Raw genomic sequence first — 13,885 nt, forward strand, 5'->3', positions numbered from 1 at the left:
GGATAAGACCGCAAGGCGTTTCAAGCGAAAATCTGGTAAATTGGAACTACGGAGACGATTGCGTGATGCTTATGCTATGCTTACGCATAGCGTGCATTCACGTACTCTCCGTAAAGGCTTTACCAGAGCCATCGCTTGAAGGTAGTGTGAATTGCACGCTACTTTTTTACCCTTGCCTAACGAAAGGAAACGATTATGGGTAAAGTTCAGATTCTCGCCGTACTGACGATGGACGGATGTCTTTCTTCAGAGTTATATGATAAAGCACATCAGGATTTGTGCCTTGACCGTTGCGGTCTTGATGAAATCAGGAAGAAAGCCTTTTACCGTGTGACACCGGACTATTCCATTTCAATGCTGCACGAATGGAGAAAAGACTGCACAAACATCCGTTACCTCGCGGAAGCCACACCGGACACGGCAGACTATATAAACGGACTGCTGCGGATGCACGCTGTGGATGAAATCATACTATACACCGTTCCTTTCATATCCGGAAGCGGACGACATTTTTTTAAGTCGGCTCTGCCAGAGCAACACTGGACGCTTTCCTCTTTGAAAAGCTATCCCAACGGTGTATGTCGCATTATCTATATCCTTGATAAAAAAGCAAGATAGCCAAAATGTGCGGCAAGCATACATTTCTATTTTCAGGAATAGAATAAATGTTCCGATTACAAACAATTTAAGTCGGAGATAATTTGTCCTTGTGAAAAAATACTGAATTTTATACCTCTGAAATCCAGCACTTTGTAAAATTGAGTGTTGGATTTTTTATTTTCTGCCGCGTTTTTTGCCAATTATATTCATGTGCGCACGCAGAAAACAAAGTGTAATTTTCAAAATTGACAGAACCATGAATTATTTCTTGCTGGCGGAAACCGACTTTTTCCGCCTGATAAACGAAGCCGGCGACTGCAATATGGAAACGGCATACACGGCTTTCGCCACCCAAGTGATCGAACTGTGCAACGGCGGCATGGACATGAACCTTACCGTCATCGCGCTTGCCTACATCGAAATCGAGTTGCAGCACCATCCCGTACGTAATCTGTCAGAAGAAAAAAGAGAGATTGCCGCCTACGTCAGCAAGGCTCTGTCTTTCGTAAGAAAGATGCAGAAATTCCTTGCCACGCCCCAAGTGCCACCACTAATATCCGCCAACAACGCAACAGAAACCACCGCCAGCCTTCTTCAATGGACGGGCAATGCCATCGACCTCGTGGAACTTATCTACGGCATAGACGTGATGGGCTGCATCAACAACGGCAATATGCCGCTCAAACAGCTCGCCCCACTTCTCTATAAGATATTCGGGGTTGATTCTAAAGACTGCTACCGCTTCTACACTGATATCAAACGCCGGAAGAACGAAAGCCGCACCTATTTCATTGACAGGATGCAGGAAAAACTGAACGAGAGAATGTTGCGTGATGAGGAGTTGGAGCGGATGAGAAAATAAAAAAATATCCATTACATATGAGAAGACAGGAATACTCGTATCCTGTCTTTTTATTTTCATTTAATTATATATTAATTAGCACAATATATGTGAGTTTTTCATTCCTATAAGGACAAATTTCAGAAACGTATGTCTGGTAAATTATTGAGTCATCATAGTATGAACATATATCATTACTAAAAACAATGAAACAACTTCCATAAGATTGTGGTTGTAAAAATCGCCATTTAATAGCCCGTTTTTTTTTGTAAAATTCGCCAATTAAAAAAATATGATTATCTTTGCATTATATTTTATAAGGTATGGAAACAGTAAATAGAATACTTCAAGAGAAGATTACAGCACGAATCGCGCCCAATAAAGCAGTACTGATTTTTGGTGCTCGCCGTGTTGGTAAAACGGTAATGATGCGTAAAATTGTGGACAACTATTCAGGTAGGACGATGATGCTCAACGGCGAAGACTACGACACATTAGCACTATTGGAGAATCGCTCAATAGCCAATTATCGGCATTTATTGGATGGTATTGATTTGCTGGCTATTGATGAGGCACAGAACATACCACAAATCGGTAGTATTCTGAAGTTGATAGTTGATGAAATACCGGGAATAAGTGTCTTGGCAAGTGGTTCTTCGTCATTCGATTTGCTGAATAAGACTGGTGAACCGTTGGTCGGCCGCAGTACGCAATTTCTCCTTACACCATTCTCGCAACGGGAAATCGCACAGACGGAAACGGCACTTGAAACCCGCCAGAACCTCGAAGCGCGCTTGATTTACGGTTCCTATCCCGAAGTAGTAATGATGGAGAACTATGAACGTAAAACAGACTACCTACGTGATATTGTCGGTGCATACCTGCTTAAAGATATCTTAGCAATTGACGGCTTAAAAAATTCGAGCAAGATGCGCGATCTACTGCGATTGATAGCTTTTCAGTTGGGCAGCGAAGTTTCTTACGAAGAGTTAGGTAAACAACTCGGCATGAGCAAGACGACCGTTGAAAAATACCTCGACCTATTGGAAAAGGTCTTCGTTATCTATCGTCTGGGGGCTTATTCGCGTAACCTACGCAAGGAGGTTACAAAAGCTGGCAAGTGGTACTTCTACGACAACGGCATTCGCAATGCCATTATCGGGGCTTTCTCACCGCTGGCCATTCGGCAGGATGTCGGTGCGCTGTGGGAGAACTACATCATCGGAGAGCGGCGCAAAGCGAACTTCAATGAGGGACTGCACAGGGAGTTCTATTTCTGGCGCACCTACGACAAACAGGAAATCGACCTGATTGAGGAGAGTGCCGACAGTCTTACCGCCTTGGAGTTCAAGTGGGGAAATAAAATGCCGGCCGCACCGAAAGCCTTCCAAGAAGCCTATCCCTATGCCGAGTTTCATGTGGTAAATCGGGAGAATTATTTGGAGTTCGTATAATCAATAAATTACGTATATGGAAACAAAACTACAATCCAAACAGCAATATCCGCGGTTTATCCAAAATAAACCGTGTGGTATTGACAAATTCGATGGAGGTTCGCAAGAAAGGTTGGCAAAAACTATTGCTCGCCATTTTTGTCAGAATGATTCATTGGATGAGGAATGTACTTTACCTCGAATTATCGGCATCGAAGGTATTTGGGGATCTGGAAAATCCAACGTGGTTAAAATGTTGGAACGTGAATTATCAGACGACTATTACTTTTTTGAGTATGACGCATGGGGACATCAAGAGGACTTGCAACGCCGCTCTATATTGGAATTGCTTACAAGCAAACTTATTGATGATGGTATCCTATCTGGAAATGCAACAATAAAAGTCAAAGGTGGAGGTACGAAAACCGTATCATGGTCTGAAAAGCTGAAATATTTATTAGCCCGTAAAACGGAGACCGTAACCGAAAAATATCCCCTTATCAGTAATGGTATGGTTGCGGCATTTTTGGTTGCAGTTTTAACTCCGATATTTACATTTATTGCGTATGCAGTAAAACCTACACCCACAACATGGTGGTTTTCTTTATTGTCTATTATCATAGCTGCACTGCCAGTTCTTATTGCATTGTGCGTTTGGAAATGGGCATATAGCAAAGATCATAAATATGGATGGAGTTATATGTTAGCTATTTATCAAGATAAAGTCGAAAAGGACGTTTGCTATGAGACTTTGAGCGAAGACGAACCAACGGTTTACGAGTTCAAAACATGGATGCAAGACATTTCTGATTTTATCAAGGAAAAAGGACAACGTAAATTAGTCCTTGTTTTTGACAACATGGATCGTCTCCCCGCTGAAAAAGTAAAAGAATTATGGTCTTCTATCCATACGTTCTTCGCCGATAGCGGTTTTGAAAATGTTTGGGCTGTTATTCCTTTCGATGAAACACATTTAGCTTGTGCATTCGGAGATGAGACCGACGAACAAACGAAACAACTGACCAAGTATTTTATCAATAAAACTTTCCCTATTGTTTATCGTGTTGCTCCTCCTGTTATTACCGACTATCGAAGTATATTCAACAAACTGTTTGTTGAAGCATTTGGAGAAACAGAAAATGAAGCGAAAGAAACTATAAATCGGATATTCAGATTGGTAAATCCTAATGCCAATGTTAGGGAAATTATATCATATATCAATGAGATGGTCGCTCTTAAACAAGAGTGGTGTAACGAAATTTTGATGATAAACATAGCATTGTTCTGTTTGAAGAAGACGGATATTCTGGCAAATCCAGTAGAACAAATATTGTCCGGCGACTATCTGAATGGCATTCAAACAATAATTAACAATGATCTGCAAACACAACGCGAAATTGCAGCTTTGGTATATGGTGTCGATGTTGAAGATGCTCGACAAATTCCATTGAAAAAATATATTGAAGGCTGCATCAACGGAGAAGAAGACCACGACATAAATCAATATGCAGAGACTAATAAACAATTTGACACTGTATTAGAAGAAGTTATACAATGTATGGACAATGCGCTTATCGATAAGATTATACATTGTTTGCATAAATTAACTCGAAAGAGCGATGTTATTCTGCGTGTATGGCAAAGAATAGCACAATTGAAATTAAAAGAATCCATAGAGAAGCAGGTGTTCCCTGTCGAATACCAAGAACTGCTGTTGCATTTAGACACGGAAAGCCAAAACCATGTGATTGCTCAATTATATAAGAAGATAGTTCGGTTCAATGACTTCAATGGCGGCGACTATTTCAAAACGTTAGATGCAATAGACAGGTTTATTGCGCAAAATAAGTTGGCGTGCGATTTTACGTCATTGATTGAAGCAAAAACAGTCAAGCCAAATACATTTATCGATTATATTCAAGCTGCAAATGCAACAGATGCTGCCTATCGGGATAACGCGACAACTAAAGCATATAAATATTATCAAGTAGCAACAAATTCGGAGGCGCTCGATAATTATTTGGCAAACTTACTACCCGATAATTTCGACCATGCAGATATTGTAAAAACGTTAAAAGATAATTCTACCTATACGTTTCCAACGCTTTTGCAAGCGATCACGAATTGCATTGATGAACAGAATGTAAATAAAGATAATATAGGGGCTATATTTACAACCTATCGTTTATTGGCATCTGACGAAGAAAGACCTTTACCTGTAACGTTAGATTCAACCTACATAAATCAGTTGCATTCTGAATTAGAAACTGATGGCCGAAACATTAAAGAGTCTGGATATTACGATTTAGTCGCCATGCAATTGGCACATGGTCATTCCGTTTCCTTAATAGAGGGTGGAGATATAAAATATGTTGCAGAACTCATGGACTATTATGTGGATCATGGAGACTTATTAGTAAATAGTGTGGGATGGAATATACCGCTATTAAATGAAACACTACAATACATGGTAAATCATAAACTTGGCTATAAATTATTGCTCTCAGACATATTGCCCCAATTTGAAGATATTAAGAACAGAATAGGTGTAACGGATGAGGTATTTATCGAGCATTTAGCAGAGTGGAATACCGATTTGGATAAGTATATCACTAAGAACAATATTAAAGATGTAATTCCTGACGCATCTTTTTACGATTTGACCACTAAAATAAGCAATGTCCTGACCGATCATATCAATAAAATAGCGTTCGAAGCGTTGTCTGAAATAAGTGTTGATACATTATACGCCCAAAGAACAGCACATACATCATATTATTGGTTTGTCGCAATAAAACATTTACTGGCTAAAATCAAATCCTTGCCAGATAACTTGACTGAATTTGGCAAAAAGATTCTGATGGATATTGCTTCTGGAACTCAAAGTTTGAATCCTTTCCCTAATTGTTTCAAGAATATAGTTGAAAGATTGGATAAACGAAAAATTAAATCGACAGTTACCGATATAAGAAATGATTTCTGCATCGGTAAAAAGACTATCAATGCAATAAAGTTTCAATTTTTCGAAACATGGCTTAGATCGCATGGTAATTTGAAAAGTCAAGCTGGAGACGTTATTGATAAAATAGTGAAACCTGTAATTTCCGATGGGGCATGCCGTTCATTGATTCTGCAAAACAAAGATTTTTATATGGATTTAATAAATACAGCAGGGGATGATGCTTATGAATTGAAAAAGAGTCTCCGAAACCTCATACAAAAAGATTCAGATCCGCAATTGGTTAAATTTGTCAATTCGATAGATTCAGTACCTGAGGTTGAAACCGCGTAAGTATTTGTCTAACAAGTCCGAATTTTACGATTTTACCCGTCAGAACTGAAGTGCCCCCCAAAAAAATTGTATCCAACTTTTGGGGGTCACTTCAAACTTCGATAGGGATAATTTTCAATTTTGGGGACTTGTTAGACAGTCTCATTATCTGGTAGCAGTTTACACAGCACCGGATCGTTTTTGATACGCTCCAGTTCCTCCTGCACAATCTGCTTCACCTCTTCCTTGATGCGCCGGTAGTTCGCCTGCACCGTTTCCTTCATGCGGTCGTTGCCGTCCTCGTCCGTGAAGTTTGTAATGACGGGAATTTTCTTGTAGGCACTTTCTTCCCGTTTCACCTTTTCGGCATCCACCACAATCTCGCAATGAAAAATCTTCTGCTCGATACGCTCGTTGAAGTTGTCGGATACAGAACCGACAAACATTCCCTGCGTAAGCCCGGAAATCTTACTCGGTGGAATGAGCGCGTCCATCTGCGTGTTGATGGAGGTGGAAACATCCTGCCGGTTGATGGAGATGGACTGCCGTTTCTGCAACACCTTACCGAACCGCTCGGAGAGCGTCTTGGCTGTTTCCCCCACCACCTGACCGGAGAAAATATTGCCGACAGTGTTCATCACCACTTTCGCCTCTTTGTCCCCGTAGTCACGCACTAACTGGCTGAAATCCTGAAAGCCCAGACACACGGCAACCTTGTTGCTTCGGGCGGTAGCTATAAGATTGTCCAACCCTTTGAAGTATATTGTGGGCAACTCGTCGATGATGACCGATGACTTCAGCATCCCCTTCTTGTTGATGAGCTTCACGATACGGGAATTATACAGACCGAGTGCCGCACCGTAGATATTCTGACGGTCGGGATTGTTACCCACGCAGAGGATTTTCGGCTCTTCGGGATTGTTGATGTCCAGCGTAAACTCGCTGTCTGACATCACCCAGTAGAGCTGCGGTGAAATCATCCTCGAAAGCGGGATTTTTGCCGACGCTATCTGACCCATGAGCTGCTCCGCAGCCCCTCCAAGCCACGCATCCATGAACGGCGAAAGGTAGTTCTCCAGCTCCGGATAAGAGGTCAGTATCGGAAATATATCCTCGTAACGGCGGTTCAGAAACTCGATAGCATGGGGAAACGTGCAAAACTTCCCGTTCTGATAGATTTTGAGATACCAGATAATACTGGCAAACAGAATGATAGGTGACTCCACGAAGAAGTCGCCCTGCTTTTGCACCCACGTTTTATTGAGGTTGAGCATTATTGTGTAGGCACTCTCATAGGCATCCGTAATATCTTCCATAAAATCCGGGTGAATGGGATTGCACCGATGAGAGCGTCGCGGGTCGTCGAAGTTGATCACATAGAACTTCGGCTTTACCTTGTAGCCGTCCGGGTGGTTCAGCAAATGGTTGTAGGCAATAGTAGATAGGTCGGGGTCGGGTAGGTCAGCACCCTTACGGGTGCTTTCCCCCCTAAGAACCGTGCGTGAAAGTTTCCCCTCACACGGCTCAAGCAAACAATATTCCTTTTCAAATAGAAATACGCTCATATTTACTTCTTCTTTTTATGTGTAACACTTTGATAACAACCATCATGAACTAAACAGAGGTGGTTTCTGCCATTCTTCTGCTGGCTCATGGTGTGCCATGAGGTTTCTGCTGTTATCGGCTGTCCGCATAACACGCAGTTTCGATTTTGTCTTTCCCACATTGAGATAAGTGACCTCTTACCTTTCAAACTCATTTTCATTTTGGCAGTTCTCCTTTTTTCAAGGTATTGCTTCCATTCAGGGTCAAAAGGATTGACATCACATTTCAGTTGGGGGTATCTTTCAATCTTCGTATTGAACAGAATAGTGATTGGAATAAAATATTCCTCATGCTTTTCGTTCTTCCTTTTAACTGCAAATACCCAGTCACGACCATCAATTCTATGGAAATAGCGGTTCTTAACCCACCCTTTGCATTTGTTACCATGCCTGCGGAGTGCCCACCGCCATAACTTCTTATAGATTTGATAATCTGTCTTACGAAAGACATTTGAGGCTGCACTATGTTTGTAATAGTTTGCCCATCCGTTAAGTATCGGGTTCAATCGCATAATCAGCTCATGTTGAGCATCGCCACGGAATCGTTTGATTTCATCTTTGACTTTGCTCAACATTCGTTTTGTCCTATCTTTAGAGGGTTGTGTCAGCAGGGTATCTCCAAATTTCCGTACATTGAAACCAAGAAAATCGAAACCATCCGTTATATGTGTAATCTTAGTTTTCTCTTCTGACAGTGTCAGTCCTCTTTCTGCGAGGAAATCAGCTACCAAAGGTTTTACACTATGTTCCAATATTTCTTTAGTATCACCTGTTATAATGAAGTCGTCTGCATAACGCACCAATCTGACTTTCGGGCAGTACCATCCTGATTTTCCTGATACCCGTTCCCACGGGAAATGGGTTTCCAATAGGTTCTGTAAACCGTCAAGCGTCATATTGGCAAGTGTCGGTGATATGATACCTCCTTGCGGTGTACCTTCTTCTGTCGGGAAAAGTTCTCTGTTATATACGTACCCACATTTTAGCCATTTTTGTAATATGGATTTATCCATAGGGATATTCTTCATCAACCATTCATGGCTTATATGGTCGAAACAACCTTTAATATCTCCCTCCAATATCCATTGGGCGGATGTTTTCTTGGACAGAAGCGAATGGCATCGAGCCATAGCGTCTGCCGTGCTGCGGTCTTTCCTGAAACCAAAGGAATAGTTGTCTGCTGTAGTTTCAGACACTGGTTCCAATGCCATCAGATAAAGTGCTTGCATGGCTCTGTCTTTCATTGTCGGTATTCCCAACGGGCGAAGTTTGCCGTTACTTTTCTTGATATTTACTCTTTTTAACGGTTGGGGCTTGTAGCCTCTTCTTCTTAGTGTCACAATGGCTTTGAACTTCGATTGCGGAGTTGACCAAAGAATTTTATCAACCCCTGAAGTCTTCTTTCCATTATTGGAAGTAACTCGCTTGACCGCCAATGCTTTGGCATAAAACGAGTGGGTAAGTGTCCATTGCAAGGCTTTTACCTTGCCGAACTTACCTGCTTTCTGAGCTTTTACAATACGCGCTTGTAGCTTATTGACTGCCTGCTCGCACTTGTTCCAGTCTATGCTTTCCCAAGTCCGACCATTGCAGTCAGAAGACGCACACGATTTTTTGTTTTCGTACATTTGCTTTTCTTCTTTCATAAGTTCTAAAAGTTATCTTGTAAAACGTCACCATACCGGAAGTCTGCCCGCTTTCACGTAGGATAATGTTGTCAAAAACAATTCATGGTTTCGGCTCAATCCCTATCCACCCGATTACGGGATGGCATTCGCTTTCTCCGGTTCTCCTTTACCCACATATCCGTCAGATTACCTTGCGGTTCTCCTACCCTTACGGGAGATATATGGGCTTACCGTGTTTTACACCAGTACCGGGAATGGGTTAGGTCTTGCCTCTTCGCCGATGGCTCTATTGTTCACGTGCCCCCAAAATTCACAGGGACAACCAGCCACTTTACCTTTTGGTTCAAGCCTGATAGCATTAGTAGGCTTGTTCGACTTAACGACGTTTATTAGCAATTCACTTACGTTGACCATACCTTCCGAGCCAAGCTCCCCAACCGCATAATGCTTGCGACCTTTGAATTTCCCTCACGGTTCATTCTTACCCTTTCGGGAGGGCTACCTTGTCCGAGCAGCTTGATACCCTTGTATAAGCGCACCTGCTCGTAGGCTACTATTGGTGAAACAATAGGTCTGCTCTATCGATGAACGATTGACAGACAGCTACTGGCGTAACTTTCCACGTCACACATACTTGAAATCGTAGATGTATTGACTAAAGCCCTTTTCAATCTGTTGCTTGATAAAATTGTTTACCACGGCATAGGACTTGCCGCTGCCCGGCGTACCCAACACGATGGACGCACGGAAGGGATTAACTACATTGATCCAACCGTTGTTCCAGCGTTTCCTGTAATAGAAACGTGTCGGCAGATTGACCGAATACTCGCTTTCGATAAGCCTCGTTTCCTGCATGAAACTCTCGTTCTCGTTGTTGAAAACATCCTCCATCAAATTGTGTTTCAACAGGCGGCTCATCCACAGACCACCCATCAACAGGCAGACATAGCCCGTTCCAATGGTAAGGACATACAGTCCCGTCACCGCTTCAAGCGGCAGCGGCAGGGGCAGCAACCACCAGTTCAGGAAAAACAGCACGAACCCGACGGCAAATGCTGTCCAGATTCTCCCCCAAGTGATTTTCTCACCCTTGACACCCTTCGTACCCAGACAGGACAAGGCAAGCAAAAGGACGGAAAACAGCTTCGTGTAGAGAATGGAATGGAACAGCCCCGCCGTGCGGTCGAAGTTCAGAAGGATTTTGTCCACCACGCCGATGTTCACGCCCCACAGCCGGATGGCTTCGTAGCAGAACCAGTACACGTTCATGACCACTAAAATGATACTCACGGCACGCAGAAAATCCATGATTTTCGCCAATGCCCTCAAATCGTCTTCTTGTTGTGACATACATTGATTTTTTAATTGTTGATACTCTGATTACATACCCAAGCCCTTGCGTTTTTTCTTCTTTTTGCGCTTCATCGCCCGGATGAAAGCCTCTTCCTCGGCATCTACCGCCGGACCTTCGGGAGTGAGCAAGCCCATACCGCCCGATATATCTTCACTGTCGTAGGCGGTCTGCCCGTGTGCCTTGTCCGCAGCATCCACAGGGATGGATAGCGGTATCGGCGGTTGTCCGGCGTATGGCAGGGTGAAGTGTTCCTGCAAGGCATTCGCCGAAAGCTCCTTACCCATGCGCGAACCGTTCAGCACGCATCCCGTGCGGTGGTCGATGAAGGTAGCCCCATAGATGCGCCCTTCCTCTGTGTAGCGCAGTACGGTGTCGATGCCCTTCTCTTTGAGTTGGGATACAAATTTGTCCTTGTCATAAGTGCCTTGCAGCACGGAAAGGACGGTGCGTTTCGTCATGTCTGCCAGTTTCCTATCCTTGATTTCCGATTTGGAACGGACAAACTTCTTCTGTACGGCTTCATAGCCTGCGGACTTCCCGAAAAGCGAGGATTTGAACGGGTTGCCCACCTTGTTACCCTTGTCGTCCGTGACGGAATAGACCAGCCCGTGATACTCCCGTCCGCGCACGTTGCCCCTCGCTTCCTCCACCGTCATATTATATAAGGAAAGGAGCGCACGGTATTCGCCCATCGTCTGGAAACGGTACTGCCCATTCAGAGCCTTCACGGTGTTGCCTACCTGCTTCTTCACATCACCTGCCGATGCGGCCACCTTGCGCAACGGATTATCCAATCTCTGATTTTTACGTTCTGCCGGATGCAATCCGTACTTCTGTTCCAGTTCCCTGCGGATACGGTCGCTGCGGCGGTAGAGAAAATCCCGGTTGAGCCTTTTCCCGTTCTCGTCCACGTTGACCGTCACGATGTGCAGGTGGTGGCGGTCGATGTCCTCGTGCTTGAATACAAGATAAGGCTGGTTTCCGAAACCGAGTTTTTCCAGATACTCGCGGGCGATATTCTGCAACTCAATATCGGTCAGCACATCCTCCGGGTGCGGGTTGAGAGAGATATGCACCACCGGCTTCTCGATCTTCATCTGCGGTGGCAGGAAGGTGAGAAAACCCTCCATCGCCTTGCCTATGTCCACCGTTCCCGAACCGTCATTGTAGATGCGGTTGGTGGTGAGAAGCCGCCCCTGCGCCTCGTTAATCTTCTCCCCGTTGTAGGCAATCGCGCCGTACAACGAACTTCCTACACTGATTTTTGCGACCATTTTGCCTCCATTTCCCTTGAAAGTTCCACAATCCGGCGGCTCAGTTTCACGAGTTCGACGGTGTGTTGCTCTAATTTGTAGAGCAACGCCATCGCCTTTTTCTCTGAAAAATGCAGCCTCAGTTCCTTCACGACTTGGTTGTAATTCGTACCCACGGCACGGAATTGTGCATGAAAATCCGACAGTTTGGTGTAATAGTCCACCAACGTCTTGTCCACCTTCAGCACCTTGAACGGTTGCCCGAAGAAGTGCGCTTTGAGGAAAACAGACCGTGCATAGACACCCGATTTTCCGAACATGGCGAGGAAACGGTTGTGTTCCTCCTCGTTGAAACGGACGGTGTACCGGTACACCGCCGGATCAAGTTTGGGATTTCTCCCTGATTTGCTTTTCCTTTTCTCTTTCATATTACTTTGGATTTAGCGGATTGACGGCATAAGCCGCCGCTTCGGATTACAGCACCGCAGTTCTGAAAGGCTTCCCGACTTCGGAGGGAAAGCCCGCCCCCTGCAAGGGCAAGTGCTTTTCGTGGCTGCTCAAAATATTTTGAGCGGCTGAAAAGACATCTTGCTATGTTCAGGTGAACATAAAAATCCGTCAGGGGACGGATGGAAAAGATACCTTTCAGGACTCCGGCTGCGCCACTATCGGCGAACCCTGCTGTCCGGGGGCAAAGTTACACCCTTAACGCGGTATCGGACAGATGCTTGACTCGGTCAATGACTGCCAACCAGCGCAACGTGCTGCCACTTGCCGGAGAAGTGATACAAGTTCCAGAATATACTTGTTTATTTGCAGCATGATTCAAGAAACGAACGATTTGAAGATATGAGAAAAGGAACCTTAAAATACCCGGAAACCCGCTTCTGCGGATACTTGCCGAAGCGGATGTCCGAACCGTCGGAAACCCGGTTCTCCGACAATTCGGTGACGTATGGATTCAATGACTTCATGACGCAATGTCGTCATTCATCACTTGTCCGCCGCACCGCTTCACCACAGAACCGGATACGCGACGACCCGCCTGCGCGTGTAGTCAAGGAAGCGGATGGTGCGACAGCCAAATCCGCATGGAAACAGAAAAACAAATCATCAACAAATAAAATGTATAGAACTATGAGTAAGGAAATCTTCGTTGCATTCGCAACACAGAAAGGTGGTATCGGCAAATCCACCGTCACGGCACTTGCCGCCAGCTACCTGCACAACGTGAAAGGCTACAATGTCGCCGTCGTGGACTGCGACGACCCCCAGCACAGCATCCACGGGCTGCGTGAACACGAAACGGGGCTGATTGACAGCAGCACCTACTTCAAGGCTCTTGCCTGCGACCATTTCCGCAAAATCAAGAAGAACGCCTACACCATCGTCAAGAGCAACGCGGTGGACGCCCTCGACGATGCCGAGAGGATGATCGCCACCGAAGATGTGAAACCCGATGTGGTGTTCTTCGATATGCCCGGCACACTCCGAAGCAACGGCGTGATAAAGACGCTCTCGCAGATGGACTACATCTTCACTCCGCTGAGTGCCGACCGCTTTGTCGTGGAGAGTACCCTGAAATTCGTCACGATGTTCCGCGACAGGCTGATGACGACCGGACAGGCGAAAACAAAGGGGTTTTATCTGTTCTGGACGATGGTGGACGGCAGGGAGAGGAACGACCTGTACGGCATCTACGAGGAAGTGATCGCCGAAATGGGCTTCCCGGTGCTTTCCACCCGTCTGCCCGACAGCAAGAAGTTCCGCCGCGACCTTTCGGAAGAGCGCAGGAGCGTGTTCCGCTCCACCATCTTCCCGATGGACACGGCACTGTTGAAAGGGAGCGGCATCCGTGAGTTTTCCGAAGAGATAAGCGACATCATCAGACCGCAGTGAGC

8 protein-coding genes and 2 pseudogenes are annotated in these 13,885 nt (G+C 44.9%); 5 read left to right on the forward strand and 5 right to left on the reverse strand.

Annotated features, from left to right (window positions below; all coding sequences use genetic code 11):
- The first annotated feature begins 195 nt into the window (after positions 1-195).
- The 4 genes from ACYIA1_RS12900 (at position 196) to ACYIA1_RS12915 (ending at position 6,166) form a co-directional block, all read left to right on the forward strand.
- Complete coding sequence (locus ACYIA1_RS12900; RefSeq protein WP_004291474.1) at positions 196-618, forward strand: dihydrofolate reductase family protein; 423 nt, start codon at positions 196-198, stop codon at positions 616-618.
- Positions 619-856: 238 nt separating this feature from the next.
- Positions 857-1,462 (forward strand): RteC domain-containing protein, encoded by a 606-nt coding sequence (locus ACYIA1_RS12905; protein WP_004304269.1) that lies wholly within the window; start codon positions 857-859, stop codon positions 1,460-1,462.
- A gap of 302 nt (positions 1,463-1,764) precedes the next feature.
- Positions 1,765-2,895, forward strand: coding sequence for an ATP-binding protein (locus ACYIA1_RS12910; protein WP_004291480.1), 1,131 nt, complete (start codon positions 1,765-1,767; stop codon positions 2,893-2,895).
- Between the two features lie 16 nt (positions 2,896-2,911).
- The gene (locus ACYIA1_RS12915) at positions 2,912-6,166 is read left to right on the forward strand and encodes a P-loop NTPase fold protein (protein WP_004291481.1); all 3,255 of its coding nucleotides are present in this window, start codon (positions 2,912-2,914) and stop codon (positions 6,164-6,166) included.
- 131 nt (positions 6,167-6,297) lie between these two features.
- On the opposite strand, the pseudogene ACYIA1_RS12920 reads toward ACYIA1_RS12915, so the two are convergent.
- The 5 genes and pseudogenes from ACYIA1_RS12920 to mobA form a co-directional block, all read right to left on the reverse strand.
- A pseudogene (locus ACYIA1_RS12920) lies at positions 6,298-7,608 on the reverse strand (TraM recognition domain-containing protein); the annotation flags it as partial.
- 104 nt (positions 7,609-7,712) lie between these two features.
- Positions 7,713-9,377, reverse strand: a complete 1,665-nt coding sequence (ltrA, locus tag ACYIA1_RS12925; RefSeq protein ID WP_187423474.1) for a group II intron reverse transcriptase/maturase — start codon at positions 9,375-9,377, stop codon at positions 7,713-7,715.
- 630 nt (positions 9,378-10,007) lie between these two features.
- Positions 10,008-10,727, reverse strand: a pseudogene (locus ACYIA1_RS12930) (YWFCY domain-containing protein); the annotation flags it as partial.
- Between the two features lie 30 nt (positions 10,728-10,757).
- Positions 10,758-12,005 carry a conjugal transfer protein MobB gene (gene mobB, locus ACYIA1_RS12935; protein WP_004291483.1) on the reverse strand — a complete coding sequence of 416 codons (1,248 nt, stop codon included), beginning with the start codon at positions 12,003-12,005 and terminating at the stop codon, positions 10,758-10,760.
- Complete coding sequence (gene mobA, locus ACYIA1_RS12940) at positions 11,984-12,412, reverse strand: conjugal transfer protein MobA (RefSeq protein ID WP_004291488.1); 429 nt, start codon at positions 12,410-12,412, stop codon at positions 11,984-11,986. The genes mobB and mobA overlap by 22 nt, the downstream gene beginning before the upstream one ends.
- A gap of 421 nt (positions 12,413-12,833) precedes the next feature.
- Between mobA and ACYIA1_RS12945 the strand changes: the two genes are divergently transcribed.
- Positions 12,834-13,883, forward strand: a complete 1,050-nt coding sequence (locus ACYIA1_RS12945) for a ParA family protein (protein WP_098032212.1) — start codon at positions 12,834-12,836, stop codon at positions 13,881-13,883.
- Positions 13,884-13,885: the final 2 nt, after the last annotated feature.

The sequence above is a fragment of the Parabacteroides sp. KHUB-02 genome (genome assembly GCF_056640955.1).

What these genes read in the sequence shown, in the direction of transcription:
- ACYIA1_RS12900 (WP_004291474.1), top strand. Translation starts at nt 196, where the DNA reads ATGGGTAAAGTTCAGATTCTCGCCGTACTGACGATGGACGGATGTCTT.
- ACYIA1_RS12905 (WP_004304269.1), top strand. Translation starts at nt 857, where the DNA reads ATGAATTATTTCTTGCTGGCGGAAACCGACTTTTTCCGCCTGATAAAC.
- ACYIA1_RS12910 (WP_004291480.1), top strand. Translation starts at nt 1,765, where the DNA reads ATGGAAACAGTAAATAGAATACTTCAAGAGAAGATTACAGCACGAATC.
- ACYIA1_RS12915 (WP_004291481.1), top strand. Translation starts at nt 2,912, where the DNA reads ATGGAAACAAAACTACAATCCAAACAGCAATATCCGCGGTTTATCCAA.
- ltrA (WP_187423474.1), bottom strand. Translation starts at nt 9,377, where the DNA reads ATGTACGAAAACAAAAAATCGTGTGCGTCTTCTGACTGCAATGGTCGG.
- mobB (WP_004291483.1), bottom strand. Translation starts at nt 12,005, where the DNA reads ATGGTCGCAAAAATCAGTGTAGGAAGTTCGTTGTACGGCGCGATTGCC.
- mobA (WP_004291488.1), bottom strand. Translation starts at nt 12,412, where the DNA reads ATGAAAGAGAAAAGGAAAAGCAAATCAGGGAGAAATCCCAAACTTGAT.
- ACYIA1_RS12945 (WP_098032212.1), top strand. Translation starts at nt 12,834, where the DNA reads ATGAGAAAAGGAACCTTAAAATACCCGGAAACCCGCTTCTGCGGATAC.